This window comes from Mesorhizobium sp. XAP4 (genome assembly GCF_029269325.1).
GTDB lineage: Bacteria > Pseudomonadota > Alphaproteobacteria > Rhizobiales > Rhizobiaceae > Mesorhizobium > Mesorhizobium ciceri.
Genome location: NZ_JARIXW010000001.1, coordinates 178,491 through 193,119 on the forward strand (window position 1 = coordinate 178,491; position 14,629 = coordinate 193,119).

Below are 14,629 nucleotides of genomic sequence, written 5' to 3' on the forward strand. Positions count from 1 at the left end.
CATGTCCGACTTGAACGATTACCTTGTCCGCTCGGCGGCTGCCATATCAGCCATGGTCGAACGGGACCTGACCGGTGAGATGGAGCGGGCAGCGAGCGCGGTGGTGACGGCGCTTTCGTCGGGGAAGGCCTTGCTCATCGCCGGCAATGGCGGCTCGGCCAGCGACGCCATCCACATTGCCGGCGAACTGGTCGGCCGCTTTCTCAAGGAGCGCAAGGCCTACAATGTCATCGCGCTGCCGGCCAATGCGGCGGTGCTGACCGCCTGGGGCAACGACTATGGCTTCGACACGGTGTTTTCGCGCCAGGTCGAGGCGCATGGCGCGGCCGGCGGCGTGCTTCTGGCAATCTCGACCAGCGGCAATTCGCCGAGCATCCTCGCCGCCGCCGAACAGGCACGGAGGATGGACATGACGGTGATCGGCATGACCGGCGATACCGGCGGCAAGCTGAAGCCTCTGTCCGATATCCTGCTCAACGTTCCGTCGACCTCGACGCCGATCATCCAGCAGGGGCATCTGTGCCTTTATCATCATCTGTGCGAGGTGGTCGAAGCGCGCCTCAGCAATGGCTGATCCCACGACCTCTGGCCGCTATCCGCTGGCTGAGCCGGGCCTGTGGGTCGAGCAGGTCGGCTCAAAGGTGTTCGCCGCCGGCTCGCCGGCGCTGTTCCTCGATCGCGACGGCACCATCAATATCGATACGGGCTATCCGGATGATCCTGCCGAAATGGTGCTGCGCGCGGATATAGCCGCGGTGATAGCCGCCGCCAACGGGGCCGGCATTCCCGTCATCGTCGTCACCAACCAGTCCGGCATCGCGCGCGACTATTTCGGCTGGAGCGATTTCGCCGCCGTCAATGGCCGCGTGCTCGAACTGCTACGCGCCGACAATGCGTTCGTCGACATGGTCCTTGCCTGCGCCTATCACGAGGCGGGCTCCGGCCCGCTCGCGGCCGCAGATCATCCGATGCGCAAGCCCAATCCGGGCATGCTGCTGGAGGCGGCCAGGCGCCTCGGGCTCGATCTGCGGCGTTCGCTGATCGTCGGCGACAAGGAGGCCGACATGGAGGCGGGACAACGCGCCGGCCTCTCGCAGGGCTGGCTGGTAGACGGGCAAGCGGCTGTCCGACGGGGCTTCACAATTCGGCCTTGGTGCGACCGCGCGGACTTCGACGGCCTGCTCGCCGCAATAGCTGCACTTGGGGCCGCCTCGGGCGCGCCCTAACGGTTTATACCCGATCGTTGTCCCGCCAGGCTTCATAGAGCTTGGCCTCGGTGGCGAACGAATACACCATCACCAGCATCGAATAGACGAACCCGTGCCGGCCGCACAGGAAGTAGCGCTTGGCCAGGTAAAACTTCAGGAAGTTGCCAAGCGGCGACAGCACCAGTCTTATCAGGCCAGGCTTCTTGGCTCGTTCGACCAGCGTGGCGACCTTGAGGCTGGAGTAGGTGTTGGCTCTCGCCAGATCCTCGGCAATAGTCATTTCGCGGCGATGCAGCAGCACGCCATTTTCTATGGTGCCGGTTTCGCCCGGCACCTCGAACGACTCATGGACCCGCAGATTGAGGTCCATGGTCGCCTTGTCGCGCCGGAAAAGACGCAGCAGCCTGTTGTGAAGCACCCAGCGGTGCGCATAGCCATAACCCTTCAGCTTGTCGCGGCGCCTGATGTACCATCCGTCGAAAGCATCGTTCCCAAGCTGCGTCACATTCGTGATCGACTGCCTGAGAACGTCATCGATGGCCTCGTCGGCTTCAATCGAAAGGCACCACGGTTGGGTGGCCTGATCGAGCGCGAATTGCCGCTGACGAGGAAAGCCCGGCCAATCATTGTGAAACAGCCTTATCGGGTAGCCCTTGGCGATGAACGCATTGACGACGTCCAGAGTGCTGTCCGTCGAGCCTGAATCGACGACGATGATCTCGGCGCAGAAGTCGACGCTCTCCAGGCATTCGCCGATCATGTCGGCCTCGTTCATACAGATGACCAGCGCCGAAACCGGGCTAGAAAATCGAGTCATCGTCCCACCCCACGGCACACTGTTCTCGGAATTGGGCTGCCCTGCGCCACCTGTATTATGCAATCCCGAAAGCGCTATGCGCTTTTCCCAGGAAAACCGTTACACACTTTTTCTGGAATTGCTCTAGGAAACCAGCAAGGCGGCTACGGCAGGACATCCGGCTTCACAGAAGTGCCTATCGAACGCCAAAGCGGCGCTGATATGGCGAGGCGCTCAGGCCGCATCGGCGAAAGCCGTTTGCGGTTCAACCGGCTCAAGGCTGTGTGAACGAGACCAACCCTTCGTCCTTGACCCGGCGGATGGTGAGCGCGGTTCGCACCGTGTCGACATTCGGGGTCGAGGTCAGTTCCTCGATGACGAACGTCTGGAAGGCGCCGAGGTCGCTCGCCACGCAATGCAGGAGGAAATCGGATTCGCCCGACACCATCCAGGCGTCGCGTACGATCGGCCAGCCGCGGGTGCGCTCGGCAAAGATGCGCAGCTCGGCATCGGCCTGATGATGCAGGCCGACCAGGCAGAAGGCAACGACATCAAGGCCGAGCGCTGGTGCGTTGAGCAGAGCGCGGTAGCCACGGATGATGCCGGCTTCCTCCAGGCGCTTGACGCGGCGCAGGCATGGCGGTGCCGAAATGCCGACGCGGTTCGACAGTTCGACATTGGTCATGCGGCCGTCGCCCTGCAATTCGCGCAGGATCTTCCAGTCGATGGCGTCGAGGTCGGCCTTGAGCGGCATGAGGGCTCTCGATCATGAGGGGCAACACGCAAGAATCTTGCGTGATTTTGTAATTAAACGACTTCGCTGTCCATTCCATCCTCCGCCCGGAATATTTCGCGGGATCCGCGGGCGACAGGGGTGTGACAAAGCTTTCCGGGGACGAACTCCAACTTGCCTTGCTGGCGTCGTGGGCAACACTTACATTACGCGCGACAATGATCGAGTTTTCCATGCCGCAATTGCCGGCAGCCCTCCGCAGAGGCTTTAGATGACCACCAAGCACGCGCCCGTTCTCATCATCGGTTCCGGCCCGGCCGGCTATACGGCGGCGGTCTACGCCGCCCGCGCCATGCTGAAGCCGATGCTGGTCGCCGGCCTGCAGCAGGGCGGGCAGTTGATGATCACCACCGATGTCGAGAACTATCCCGGCTTCGCCGACCCGATCCAGGGTCCGTGGCTGATGGAGCAGATGCTGAAACAGGCCGAGCATGTCGGCACCGACATCATCAACGACATCATCACCGAGGTCGACCTCAACGTGCGACCGTTCCGTGCCAAGGGCGATTCCGGCACCACCTACACCGCCGACGCGCTGATCATCGCCACCGGCGCGCAAGCGAAATGGCTGGGCATCCCGACCGAGCAGGACTTTATGGGTTTTGGAGTCTCGGCCTGCGCCACCTGTGACGGCTTCTTCTACCGGGGTAAGGATGTCGCGGTGATCGGCGGCGGCAATTCGGCGGTGGAAGAGGCGCTCTATCTGTCCAATCTCGCCAAGAGCGTGACGGTCATCCACAGGCGCAGCGATTTTCGCGCCGAACGTATCCTGCGCGAGCGGCTTCTGAAAAAGGACAATGTCCGCGTCATCTGGGACACGATCGTCGACGAGATCACCGGTCGGCCCGGCAAGACGCCGCTGCCGCCCTCGGTCGAGGGGCTGAAGCTCAAGCATGCGGTGACCGGCGAGGTGTCGCACCTCAAGATCGACGGCGTGTTCGTGGCCATCGGCCATGCGCCGGCGGTTGAACTGTTCGCCGGCAAGCTCAAGCAGAAGCCGAACGGCTATCTGTGGACGGCGCCGGATTCGACCCGCACCGATGTGCCGGGCGTGTTCGCGGCCGGCGATGTGACCGACGATATCTACCGCCAGGCGGTGACAGCAGCGGGGCTTGGCTGCATGGCCGCACTCGAGGCGGAGAAGTATCTGGCCGGCATCGAAGTGCATCGCGAAGCGGCCGAGTAGAGAGTTCAGAGAGCGGCTTAGAAACGCCGTGTAAAAGCCTGATTTTTCATTCAGACGCCAAAACAGAACGAGGGGAATCATGGCGTTGGACTGGGACAAGCTACGCGTGTTTCACGCTGCGGCGGAGGCGGGGTCGTTTACCCATGCGGCCGAGACATTGCATCTGTCACAATCGGCGATCTCGCGGCAGGTCAGCGCGCTCGAGCATGATGTCGGCGTGCCGCTGTTCAACCGCCACGCCCGCGGGCTGGTGTTGACCGAGCAGGGTGAGATGCTGTTTCGCACGGCGCATGACGTGCTGATGAAGCTGGAGACCATCAAGTCCCGGCTGACCGAGACCAAGGATCGCCCGTCGGGCGTGCTGCGGGTAACGACGACGGTGGGGCTGGGCGCCGGCTGGCTAACCGAGCGGGTGCAGGAATTCATCGAACTCTATCCTGAAATCAGCCTGCAGTTGATCCTCGCCAACGAGGAGCTCGATCTCACCATGCGCCAGGCCGATTGCGCCATTCGGCTGCGCCAGCCGCAGCAGCCGGACCTGATCCAGCGCCGCCTGTTCACCGTGCATTTCCACCTCTACGCGGCCCCATCCTATGTCGCCAAGCATGGCAGGCCGTCTTCCGTCGCCGAGCTGAAGGCCCATCGCATCGTCACCTTCGGCGTGCCGGTGCCGTCGCATCTGTCGGAGCTGAACTGGCTGGAAACGGTCGGTGATTTCGAAGGCGGGCAAAGGGTGCCGACGCTGCAGATCAACGACATATTGTCGATCAAGCGGGCGGTGCAGGGCGGTGCCGGTATCGCCATGCTGCCCGACTATGTGATCAGCAAGGACTCCGACCTCGTGCAGCTGCTGCCGGAGACCGAGGTGCCGTCTTTCGACACCTATTTTGCTTATCCGGACGCGATGAAGAACCAGGCCAAGCTGCACGTGTTCCGGGACTTTATCATCGCCAAGGCGAGAAGCTGGTCATTCTAAGGACATGTCGATTGCCTGGCCCGACCTGAGCCTCAACATGCCCTGAGACGGCGCTGCCGGTTTCACCTACCCCCGCCAGGGCGACAGTCGAGGCAGCCAGCCGGGCACGTTGCGGCGGTAGGCGTCGTATTCGGCGCCGTACCGGTGAGCCAAAGTCGGCTCCTCGTAGAACCGCACGAAAGAGCCCATGGCGATCGCGCCGATGACCGCATAAGCGGCCAGCGTCCAGCTCGAGAACAGCAATGCCTGGCCGAGGATGATCGACAGCACGGCGACATACATCGGGTTGCGGACATGACGGTAGATGCCGCCGATCACCAGCCTCTCGGTTGGCGCGACCGGAGCGGGCGTGCCGAGGCCCTCAAGCGCGAATCGACCGAAGGCATGCAGCAGTGCTGCGATCGCGACGGCGATCAGAAGCCCGCCGGCAGGAACAAAGCCCGGCAGACCAGACCACGGCAAGCCCCAGCGATCTGTCAACAGCCAGGGCACCAGCCCGGCAACCACGAAGGGCGCCGCGATGAAGAAGGCCGCACTGCCGGCGATCGCCGAAAACGTCCGCATTGGCTGCTTCCTCCCGATTGCCTTAGAAATGCACGCCTGCTGCCTGCTTCCACATCATTGCCCGGTTTTGGCATTTTGAGCCGAAAGCCAGCCGAGATCGGCGATTCTGTAGTTGCAATTGCCCGATTCGGCGGCCCATTTCGACGATTCTGCTGGTCCTATTGGCTTCTGGAATGGGTTAGACCACAGCCTGCGTCTTTTTGCATGCGTGTGTTGCAAAATAGATGCTTGTTTCTTGGGCATGATGAGCACATATATAGATCATCTCCTGGGCGCGTTCTCCTCCCATTAGCGCCCTCGAGTGTTCCCCTCTGGAGGTTAGCCTTAACAGGCACTCCAATCAAACTCAGCCGGATCTTCATTGATCCGGCTTTTTTGTTGCCTGTGCTCTGCTGGGCCGGCAAAAAATTCCATCACAATTGCCACGTAACGGTGACATGTAACCTCTGGTAACATAGCCCGGGCGCCCGCGACCTGCTATGTGGATCATAGGACGCGGTGTGGTTCGGACGGGAGATGGGGGCATCACTCGTACGGCCCGGGCTCAGGCGGCTACCGCGTCCGAACCGTTTTTCCGCCGAACTCGGCGGCACCAAATGCGGCGGACCTGCCGTTTTACCTCCCAAGGAAACGGTCCGCGAACAAAACGACGTCCGGTCCCCGCCGGACGTCGTTTTCTTTTGTCCCCCTCGAATCAGGTTCGAGAGGAACGCTACGCCATCAGGCAGCCTTGCCGTTGGTGTTCATCGCCTCGTCGGCCAGACGGCCGGTGAGTTCGGCCATGTGGTCGAAGACGGCACGGTAGCTGGCGACGCCCGCGGTCGCCGAGCGCAACTCGATGATCAGGTCGCCGATCTCGGCTTGCGGCATGGTTGCCTCGACGACATCCCATCCTGGCCAGCCAGGCCGCGCGTCGTAGCCGAGTATCTGGCCGCGCCGTTGCGGGATGAGAGCGATGATCTTCGAGGTGGCGTCGGAGGGTGTGACGATCTCGACCTTCATCACAGGCTCCAGGAGCACCGGCAAGCACGCGGCCATGCCTTCCTTCATTGCCAGCCTGGCCGCCATTTGGAAGGCCATGTCGGAGGAATCGACCGCATGGTAGGAGCCGTCCGACAGGTTGACTGCGACATCCACGACCGGAAAGCCCAGCGGCCCGGATTTCAGATAGTCGCGCACCCCGGTCTCGACCGACTGGATGTAGGTCTTGGGCACGACGCCGCCGGTGATGGTGTCGGTGAACTGGAAGCCGGAGCCGCGCGGCAGCGGCTTGATCTCGATCACCACGTCACCGAACTGGCCATGTCCGCCGGACTGTTTCTTGTGACGGCCGCGCTGTTGCGCCGATTTGCGGATCGTCTCGCGATAGGGCACCGCCGGCGGATGGCCTTCGACCGGTATCTGGTTCTTGCCTTCCAGCCGCTCGCGCACCACGCGCAGATGCATCTCGCCATGGCCCGACAGCACGGTTTCAGCCGAGTCCTGGTTGTGGCGCAGGCTGAGCGAGGGGTCCTCCTCGGCCAGCCGCTGGATGGCAGCCGACATCTTCACTTCGTCCTTGCGCTCCTTGGGACGGAGCGCGAAGGCGAAGACCGGCTGCGGCGGCTCGAACTGGACGAGCGGCTTGATGCCGCCCTTGGCCGAACTCAGCGTCTGGCCGGTCTTGACCTCGTCCAGCTTGCCCAGCGCGACCGTATCGCCGGCCTTTGCGATGGAGAGCTTGGACTGGTCCTTGCCGAGCATCCGGTAGATGCCGGAAACCTTGGCCGTGTCGCCGCCGGGCAGCCAGAGTTCGGAACCGTCGACGACCTGGCCGGAGAGGATGCGCGACACCGACAGCTTGCCGCCATGCGAGGTGTGGATAGTCTTCATCACCTGGACCAGGGTAGCCGCGCCGTCGGGTGCACCGAGCCGCTTGCGGGTCGCCTCGATGTCAGGCGCGTCGTGGCGGATCGCCTTCAGGAGACGCAGCACGCCGTTGCCTTTCTCGGCGGTGCCGATCAGCACCGGGGTCACCGCGCCGTCGCGCAGGTCGGCGGCGAGATCGTCGAAGATCGCGTCCTTTGGCGGTTCGATCTCCTCGAGCAGCTGTTCCATCAACTGGTCATCATGGTCGGCCAGCGTCTCCAGCATCGAGAAACGCGCTTCGAGCTCGCGCGCCTTCTCGTCGCCGGGAATCTGCGCCACCTCGCTTTCGGCATATTCGCGATAGATGTAGGCGCGCTCCAGCGCCAGGTCGATCGAACCAATGACGACGCCGTCCTTGCGCAGCGGAATCTGGCGCAGCAGCAATGGCACGGCACTGGCCGGCTGCAGCATCTTCAGCGTGTCGCGCACGCCGGTGATTGCCTTGTCGACCTTGTTGAGAAACAGGATACGCGGCACGCCAAGATCGTCGAGCTTGCGCATGATCAGTTGCAGGGCAGGGATCTTCTTTTCATCGGCCTCGGCCACGACCACTGCGAGGTCGCAGGCGGCCAGCACCGGTTCGGCTTCGAAAGAGAATTCGATGGAGCCGGGACAGTCGACGAAGGTGATCTGCTCGCCCATGAATTCGGTGGTGGCGATCGTCGCCTCGACGCTCATGGCGTGGGCGCGCGCCTCGGGCGAATGATCCGAAACGGTGTTGCCTGATGAAACGGGATTTTGTCGGGGAATTGAGCCCGTACGGGCCAATATGGCTTCGAGAAGTGTCGTCTTACCGCTTGCGAAGGGACCGACTATGGCAATGCATTTCGGTCCCGTGCGTCGTCCTCCGGCGCGAGTACCCATGACTGACCTCCACTCAGGCGTTTCCCGTAGGACCGACTGGCATGCATGGTTCAGGCGTGGTCAATCGGTCCTGAGCGGCGGCCGGCCTGTTCGACCGTCGCGGGCGGGGTTCTTTTCAAGTCCACCTGCCCAAAGCCATCGTCCCACTTGTTTGCCGGCAGGGCAAGGAAAATAGAAATCCTTTGCTCGGCCGTGGACCCGTGCTGGCCATATAGGGGGCTGGCAGCCGGAAGCTGTTGCACGTCGGCCGATATCGGCGGAAACTGAAGCAGGCGACCCGTCGCCCGCTGTTTTGAAGGACCATCGACCCATGAAGATCATTGCCTGCGGCAGCGTGCCGACCGTCATCGCGCCGGAAAAATACTTCACCGGCCGGGTGCTGCAGACGCCGATCATCGAGAAAGAGGCGCCGGCGCGGCTGCGAGCCACGCTGGTCAGCTTCGAGCCGGGCGCGCGCACCCACTGGCATACGCATCCGCTTGGCCAGACGCTCTACGTGACGGTGGGCGCCGGGCTTGCCCAGACGTGGGGCGGCCCGGTCCAGCAGATCAGGGCGGGCGACGTCATCTCGTTCGCGCCTGGCGAAAAACACTGGCATGGCGCGGCGCCGAAATCGGCGATGACGCATATCGCCATGCAGGAGGCGCTCGACGGCGTCCATGCCGACTGGCTGGAAGCGGTGACATCGGAACAATATGACGGCTGAATGCTCAGTCCGCAGGAACCCGGCTTCTATTCAGCCGCGATATTATTAGAAGAGGGCGACTCGCGGCGAGTCTCGTACCATGGCGCAGGCCATACTCAATCGCCGGATCGACAGCGCCATGTCGCCCGTTCAACTGACCGTCGGTCAGTAATTTGCGAAACTCACGTCCGGACTAGCCATGTCAAAGCACCGTTTGCCCCTGGTCGCCGCTGTCTATCTTGGTTCGTTCGTGGCTCTGCTCGACGTCAGCATCGTCAATGTCGCGCTGCCGACCATCCAGCAGGCGTTGCAAACCGATTTCGGCGGCCTGCAATGGGTGGTCGACGCCTACACGCTGTGCCTGTCGGCCTTCATGCTGTCGTCCGGCCTGATCGGCGACCGCTATGGCCGCAAGCGCTCATGGCTGGCCGGCGTCGGCATCTTCGTGGCCGGCTCGCTGATCTGCGCCGTCGCGCCCAATTTGTCGGTGCTGCTGGCTGGCCGGGTCGTACAGGGCATCGCCGGCTCGCTGCTCATTCCAGGCGCGCTGTCGATCCTGACGCAAGCCTTTCCCGATGCGCGCCAGCGCGCCGGCGTCATTGGCGGCTGGGCGTCGTTCGCCGCCATCTCTCTGCTCGTTGGTCCCGTCCTCGGTGGCATCCTGGTCGAGACCGTCGGCTGGCAAAGCATCTTCCTGATCAACCTGCCGCTTGGTCTGATCACGATCGCGCTCGGTGCTGCTTCGATCAACGAGACGGCGCATCCCGAACATGCCCATCTCGATCTCGTCGGCCTGGCTCTCAGCATCCTGTGGCTGGGGGCGCTGACCTTTGGCCTGATCTCGGCCGGCGAGAATGGTTGGGGCGAGCCAAGGACGGTCACGGCGCTCATCGCAGGGGTCGTCGGCCTGGCTGCTTTCCTCGGCTTCGAGGCGCGCACGGCACGGCCGATGCTGCCGCTTGGCCTGTTCCGTGACGTCCGCTTTGCCGTCGCCAATGTCGCTTCGTTCGCGCTCGGCTTCACCTCCTATTCCAGCGTCTTCTTCTTCTCGATGTTCCTGCAGCAGGTGCAGGGCTGGTCGCCGACGCAGACCGGCCTGCGCATGGCGCCGGCCTTCATCGTCCAGATCGTGGTGTCGCCGTGGATCGGCAGGCTGAGCGCGCGCTATGGTCACTCCGCGCTGATGACCATCGGCTATGTTGCTATCGGCCTGTCCATGCTCGGCATGTGCTGGGCCGGTCCTTCGACGTCCTACGCGACGCTGTGCCTTCTGTTCGCCATCGGCGGCCTCGGCAATGCGCTTGCAATCCCGACCGGCAGCGCTGCCGCCATGTCCTATGCGCCGCGCGAACGCTCGGGCATGGTGTCGGCGGTCATCAATGCCACCCGCCAGAGCGGTCTTGCCATCGGCATCGCCTTGCTCGGCGCCTTGATGAGCATGCGGGCAACCAACCTTTTGACCGGGTATCTCGGCGATGCCGGTGTCGCCAACGCGGAAGCGGTCGCCCGTGCTGCAATTTCGCGGCATGATTTCGCAACCGATGCGGCGATGGGCGAAAGCGGCGTGCATGAACTCTATGCTGCCGCCTATGCCGGCGGCTTCCATGCCGCCATGCTGACGGCAGCGATCGGCGCGTTCCTCACCGCCGCACTGCTGGTTGCCGTGCTGGCGCCGGCCGAGGCGCGCTCGGCCAAAGAGACCAAGCACGAGGCGTGAGGCTGACGGCCCATTGAAAACCGGCAGTGAAGCCGGGTTCTGCGTTCAAAGCGCGCCGCTCAGGTCAGCGAAGCCGTAAAGCGCTGGATGCGCGTGCAGGCTTCCTCCAGAAGCGTCTCCGAGGTGGCGTAGGAGATGCGGAAGTTGGGGCCGAGGCCGAAGGCCGAGCCGAACACCACCGCGACGCCCTCGGCTTCGAGCAATTCCGAGCAGAAGGTTTCGTCGGTGTCGATCGGCTTGCCGGCCTTGGTCTTCTTGCCGATCAACTGGGCGCAGGAGGGATAGACATAGAAGGCCCCTTCCGGCGACGGACAGGTGATGCCGCGCGCCTGGTTGAGCATCGAGACGACGAGGTCGCGACGGCCTTGAAAGATCGCCTTGTTTTTGGCGATGAAATCCTGCGGGCCATTCAGCGCCTCGACGGATGCCCATTGCGCGATGGTGCAGGCGCCCGATGTCTGCTGACCCTGGATCATGTCCATCGCCTTGATCAGTTGGACCGGGCCCGCCGCATAACCGATGCGCCAGCCGCTCATTGCATAGGCTTTCGACACGCCGTTCATGGTCAGCGTGCGCTCGTAGAGCTTAGGCTCGACCTCGGCGATGGTCCTGAAGACGAAATCGCCATAGGTCAGGTGCTCGTACATGTCGTCGGTCAGCGTCCAGACATGCGGATGCTTCAACAGCACGTCGGCCAGCGCGCGCAGTTCGGCCTCGGTATAGGCGGCACCCGACGGGTTCGACGGCGAGTTCATCAGCAGCCATTTGGTCTTCGGCGTGATCGCCTTTTCCAGCACGGAAGCGGTCAGTTTGAAGCCGTTGTCGATCGAGGTGTCGGCAAACACGGAGGTGCCGCCGCAGATCGCCACCATCTCGGGGTAGCTGACCCAGTAGGGGCGAGGAATGATGACCTCGTCGCCGGGGTTCAGCGTCGCCATGAAGGCGTTGAACAGGATCTGCTTGCCGCCCGTACCGACGATGGTCTGCTCGGGCTTGTAGTCGAGATTGTTCTCGCGCTTAAACTTTTTTGCGATCGCCTCGCGCAGCGGCACGATGCCCGAAACCGGCGGATACTTGGTTTCGCCGCGGCGGATCGCCTCGATTGCCGCATTCTTGATGTTGTCGGGCGTGTCGAAATCCGGTTCGCCGGCGCCGAGGCCAATAATGTCACGGCCGGCATTTTTCAGCTCGCGCGCTTTCTGCGTGACCGCGATGGTGGCGGAAGGCTTCACGCGCGAAAGGGTGTCGGCAAGAAAGGCCATGAGCTTGACGTCTCCATGGAAGATCGGCGCGGCCAGGAGCGACCGCGGCGCTTCTCATGTCGCATGATTTCGCGCAACGCAAGCATTGTCGGCTGATCCAGGTCTCAAGGAGCTGTGATCGGACCAGTGGTCGGCAACAATAAATTCATTAACGAGCGGTAGAGGCTTGAGTGGCAGGATCGCAGACCAATTGCGGAGCGAGGAACCGTGTCGCGCAGCGTCGGGCTTGCCCACATCATCCGTCAGGACGACGGCACCTCCACCGGTGTCTGGGGCATCTACACGTTGCAAAGCGCTTTCCAGCCGATCTTCGCCTTCAAGGAAGGCAAGCTGTCGGTGGTCGCGTTCGAAGGGCTGATCCGACCGTTCCGCGACGGCGAGCCACAATCGCCGATGAATTTCTTCTCGACCTGTCCGGCCGCCGACCGGCTGCATATCGAGGCGCTGACCAGGACGCTGCATCTTCTCAACGCCGGTGCCTGCCTGCCGCGGGAAGCGTCGATCTTTGTCAATTTCGACCCGTCGGTGTTCACCGAACGCACTGTTGCCGACGCTGCCTTGCGCGAGATGCGGCTCGTGCTGCACGAGGCCGGCATCGACCCGCGTCGCGTCGTCTGCGAGGTGACCGAGCAGCGGTCGGCGTCGCAGGAAGCCTTGCACGGCTTCGTCGCGGCACTGAGAGCCAACGGTTTCCGCATCGCCGTCGACGACTATGGCGCCGACGATTCCGACATCAACCGGGTCAAGGAGTTGAAGCCGGATATCGTCAAGTTCGATGCCTACTGGATCACGCAGCTGATGGAGTCCGGCGCCGGCTTCGCGTTGCTGACCACCATGGTGAAGAACTTCGAGGAGCAAGGCATCCATACGGTGTTCGAAGGCATCGAGGAGGGCTGGCAACTGGAGCTCGCCGAGAAATCGGGTGCGTCGATGGTGCAAGGTTTCGTGCTGGCGCGGCCCGAATTGGCGCCGACCAGCTTTGGCGTCTTCGACAAGGCCGGGCAGGCGCCTGTCGCTGCTGCCGTCGACACGTCGGCTGCTGCCGTGGCAACGGCTTCGGCGCGGCCGGTCAAGGCCTTCGGGCGCCGCGTCGCGACATGAGAGGTGATCGGCGGCGCAATGTCGGCGATGCGATCCGGGTCGACGAAGTCGGCATCGAATACGGCATGTATGGCGAGTTCCGGCTGCGCAGCGCCTATCAGCCGATTTTCGCGCCGCGCGGCCGGTTCCTTCACGCGGTCGCGGCCGAAGCCCTGATCGAGCCGCACCGTGCGGGCCGCCCCGGCGCGCCAAAGATGTTCTTCGAAAGCGTTGCCGTCTCGGACCGGCTGTTTGTGGAAACCATGTGCCGGGCGCTGCATCTCAGGAATTTTCGCAACATCGGCGTCGACGGGCTCGACCTGTTCTTCAACTACAATCCGTTGATCAACGACCATGCCGGGCGGGCACTGGCCGAGATTCGCCTGATGACCAGGCATCTCGGCGAGTTCGGCCTGGCGCCGGCCATGCTGGTCTGCGAAATCACCGAACAGGCGGCGGACGACGCGCTTCTCGCGCGGCTGGTGCGCGAAATGCGGCGCGACGGCATCCGCATCGCCATCGATGATTTCGGCACCGGGCACTCGACCGAGGAGCGGGTGAGCCTGCTCAAGCCCGACATCGTCAAGATCGATGGCACCTGGTTCGCGGAGTTCTGTCGCCACGCTGCCGCTGAACGGTTCTTCCGCCCGCTGGTTTCCAGCTTGCATGACCGCGGCGCCAAGGTGCTGGTCGAAGGCATCGAGCAGCCCACCCATCTGCGCGTCGCGCTCGAAGGCGGCGTCGACCTGCTGCAGGGTTTTCTCCTCGCCCGCCCAGCCTTGGCGGGGACCGTTTTCGAGGAAGAGCCACTGAACATCGACACGCTGCTGGGTACCGGCGGCAATGTCGTCCCGCTGTTCGGCTAGGGGCGCCACTATTCACACATCAGCGGCGCTGATCGTCGCGACAAAACAAATCATTGGTTGAGTCCGCCGCCGCTGCGATAATCGCGCGGAGAGAGTGCTCGGGGGAACAGCCATGATACTTTACGGCATGATCGACAGCGGCAATTGTTACAAGCCGCGCCTGCTGATGGCGAAGCTTGGCCTGGCCTTCACCAACGTCGAGGTGAGTTCGCACACAGGCGACACACGCAAAGCCGACTTTGTCGCCAAGAACCCGAACGCCATGGTGCCGCTGCTCGAGTTCGACGATGGCCGGCGGCTGGCCGAATCCAACGCCATCCTGCTCTATCTCGCCGAAGGCACACGCTTCCTGCCGGCGGACAGGTATGAGCGTGGGCTCGCGTATCAATGGCTGTTCTTCGAACAATACAGCCACGAGCCCTACATCGCCGTGCGCAAGGCGCTGCTGACCTTTCCCGAACGTGCTGGGGATGCGACCCCGGAGCGGCTGGCGGTGACGCTGGAGCGCGGCAACAAGGCGCTCGGCGTGATGAACAGGCATCTGGAAAACAATGCCTTCTTCGCCGGCAGCGCGCTCAGCGTCGCCGACATCGCGCTCTATGCCTATACGCATACGGCGGAGCAGGGCGGTTTCCAGCTCGACGCCTATCCGGCGGTGTCGGCATGGCTTGGCCGCGTGGAAGCGGACCCGGGGCATGTGCCGATCGAGTGGGTGGGGTAGCCT

Annotated in this window: 14 protein-coding genes; 9 read left to right on the plus strand and 5 right to left on the minus strand. The window is 63.2% G+C overall.

What is annotated here, in order from left to right:
• The first annotated feature begins 1 nt into the window (after position 1).
• A complete protein-coding gene (locus P3C39_RS00915) occupies positions 2-574 on the plus strand; it encodes an SIS domain-containing protein (protein WP_024504153.1) in 573 nt (190 codons plus the stop codon).
• Entirely contained in the window at positions 567-1,226 is a 660-nt protein-coding gene (locus tag P3C39_RS00920; protein WP_063172904.1) for an HAD-IIIA family hydrolase, read from the plus strand. Before P3C39_RS00915 ends, P3C39_RS00920 begins: the two co-directional genes overlap by 8 nt.
• Positions 1,227-1,230: 4 nt before the next feature.
• On the opposite strand, the gene P3C39_RS00925 is transcribed toward P3C39_RS00920, so the two are convergent.
• The gene (locus tag P3C39_RS00925; RefSeq protein ID WP_063168809.1) at positions 1,231-2,025 is read right to left on the minus strand and encodes a glycosyltransferase family 2 protein; all 795 of its coding nucleotides are present in this window, start codon (positions 2,023-2,025) and stop codon (positions 1,231-1,233) included.
• A gap of 253 nt (positions 2,026-2,278) precedes the next feature.
• Complete coding sequence (locus tag P3C39_RS00930) at positions 2,279-2,758, minus strand: Lrp/AsnC family transcriptional regulator (protein ID WP_064994522.1); 480 nt, start codon at positions 2,756-2,758, stop codon at positions 2,279-2,281.
• Positions 2,759-3,008: 250 nt separating this feature from the next.
• Here P3C39_RS00930 and trxB point away from each other — a divergent pair, with 250 nt between their 5' ends.
• Together trxB and P3C39_RS00940 are read left to right on the plus strand one after the other, a co-directional pair.
• Positions 3,009-3,983, plus strand: coding sequence for a thioredoxin-disulfide reductase (gene trxB / locus P3C39_RS00935; protein ID WP_013530078.1), 975 nt, complete (start codon positions 3,009-3,011; stop codon positions 3,981-3,983).
• A 79-nt stretch (positions 3,984-4,062) separates the two neighbouring features.
• Positions 4,063-4,959: a LysR family transcriptional regulator gene (locus P3C39_RS00940; RefSeq protein ID WP_013530079.1), complete on the plus strand. Its 897-nt coding sequence runs from the start codon at positions 4,063-4,065 to the stop codon at positions 4,957-4,959.
• A gap of 66 nt (positions 4,960-5,025) precedes the next feature.
• On the opposite strand, the gene P3C39_RS00945 is transcribed toward P3C39_RS00940, so the two are convergent.
• Together P3C39_RS00945 and P3C39_RS00950 are read right to left on the minus strand one after the other, a co-directional pair.
• Complete coding sequence (locus P3C39_RS00945; protein ID WP_275952455.1) at positions 5,026-5,523, minus strand: isoprenylcysteine carboxylmethyltransferase family protein; 498 nt, start codon at positions 5,521-5,523, stop codon at positions 5,026-5,028.
• A gap of 720 nt (positions 5,524-6,243) precedes the next feature.
• Entirely contained in the window at positions 6,244-8,295 is a 2,052-nt protein-coding gene (locus P3C39_RS00950) for an elongation factor G (protein ID WP_013530081.1), read from the minus strand.
• A 310-nt stretch (positions 8,296-8,605) separates the two neighbouring features.
• On the opposite strand from P3C39_RS00950, the gene P3C39_RS00955 reads away from it, so the two are divergent.
• Positions 8,606-9,001, plus strand: a complete 396-nt coding sequence (locus P3C39_RS00955; protein ID WP_064994525.1) for a cupin domain-containing protein — start codon at positions 8,606-8,608, stop codon at positions 8,999-9,001.
• Positions 9,002-9,179: 178 nt separating this feature from the next.
• Complete coding sequence (locus P3C39_RS00960) at positions 9,180-10,697, plus strand: MFS transporter (protein ID WP_275952456.1); 1,518 nt, start codon at positions 9,180-9,182, stop codon at positions 10,695-10,697.
• A 59-nt stretch (positions 10,698-10,756) separates the two neighbouring features.
• On the opposite strand, the gene P3C39_RS00965 is transcribed toward P3C39_RS00960, so the two are convergent.
• Positions 10,757-11,959 carry a pyridoxal phosphate-dependent aminotransferase gene (locus tag P3C39_RS00965; protein ID WP_275952457.1) on the minus strand — a complete coding sequence of 401 codons (1,203 nt, stop codon included), beginning with the start codon at positions 11,957-11,959 and terminating at the stop codon, positions 10,757-10,759.
• Positions 11,960-12,166: 207 nt separating this feature from the next.
• Here P3C39_RS00965 and P3C39_RS00970 point away from each other — a divergent pair, with 207 nt between their 5' ends.
• The 3 genes from P3C39_RS00970 to P3C39_RS00980 all read left to right on the plus strand — a co-directional run bounded on the left by P3C39_RS00970 (position 12,167) and on the right by P3C39_RS00980 (position 14,626).
• Positions 12,167-13,060: an EAL domain-containing protein gene (locus tag P3C39_RS00970; protein WP_224675152.1), complete on the plus strand. Its 894-nt coding sequence runs from the start codon at positions 12,167-12,169 to the stop codon at positions 13,058-13,060.
• The gene (locus P3C39_RS00975; protein WP_027162105.1) at positions 13,057-13,905 is read left to right on the plus strand and encodes an EAL domain-containing protein; all 849 of its coding nucleotides are present in this window, start codon (positions 13,057-13,059) and stop codon (positions 13,903-13,905) included. The genes P3C39_RS00970 and P3C39_RS00975 overlap by 4 nt, the downstream gene beginning before the upstream one ends.
• A 112-nt stretch (positions 13,906-14,017) precedes the next feature.
• A complete protein-coding gene (locus tag P3C39_RS00980; protein ID WP_013530087.1) occupies positions 14,018-14,626 on the plus strand; it encodes a glutathione S-transferase family protein in 609 nt (202 codons plus the stop codon).
• Positions 14,627-14,629 lie beyond the last annotated feature (3 nt).

Coding starts and splice junctions, on each gene's coding strand:
- P3C39_RS00915 (WP_024504153.1), top strand. CDS start 2: ATGTCCGACTTGAACGATTACCTTGTCCGCTCGGCGGCTGCCATATCA.
- P3C39_RS00920 (WP_063172904.1), top strand. CDS start 567: ATGGCTGATCCCACGACCTCTGGCCGCTATCCGCTGGCTGAGCCGGGC.
- P3C39_RS00925 (WP_063168809.1), bottom strand. CDS start 2,025: ATGACTCGATTTTCTAGCCCGGTTTCGGCGCTGGTCATCTGTATGAAC.
- P3C39_RS00930 (WP_064994522.1), bottom strand. CDS start 2,758: ATGCCGCTCAAGGCCGACCTCGACGCCATCGACTGGAAGATCCTGCGC.
- trxB (WP_013530078.1), top strand. CDS start 3,009: ATGACCACCAAGCACGCGCCCGTTCTCATCATCGGTTCCGGCCCGGCC.
- P3C39_RS00940 (WP_013530079.1), top strand. CDS start 4,063: ATGGCGTTGGACTGGGACAAGCTACGCGTGTTTCACGCTGCGGCGGAG.
- P3C39_RS00945 (WP_275952455.1), bottom strand. CDS start 5,523: ATGCGGACGTTTTCGGCGATCGCCGGCAGTGCGGCCTTCTTCATCGCG.
- P3C39_RS00950 (WP_013530081.1), bottom strand. CDS start 8,295: ATGGGTACTCGCGCCGGAGGACGACGCACGGGACCGAAATGCATTGCC.
- P3C39_RS00955 (WP_064994525.1), top strand. CDS start 8,606: ATGAAGATCATTGCCTGCGGCAGCGTGCCGACCGTCATCGCGCCGGAA.
- P3C39_RS00960 (WP_275952456.1), top strand. CDS start 9,180: ATGTCAAAGCACCGTTTGCCCCTGGTCGCCGCTGTCTATCTTGGTTCG.
- P3C39_RS00965 (WP_275952457.1), bottom strand. CDS start 11,959: ATGGCCTTTCTTGCCGACACCCTTTCGCGCGTGAAGCCTTCCGCCACC.
- P3C39_RS00975 (WP_027162105.1), top strand. CDS start 13,057: ATGAGAGGTGATCGGCGGCGCAATGTCGGCGATGCGATCCGGGTCGAC.
- P3C39_RS00980 (WP_013530087.1), top strand. CDS start 14,018: ATGATACTTTACGGCATGATCGACAGCGGCAATTGTTACAAGCCGCGC.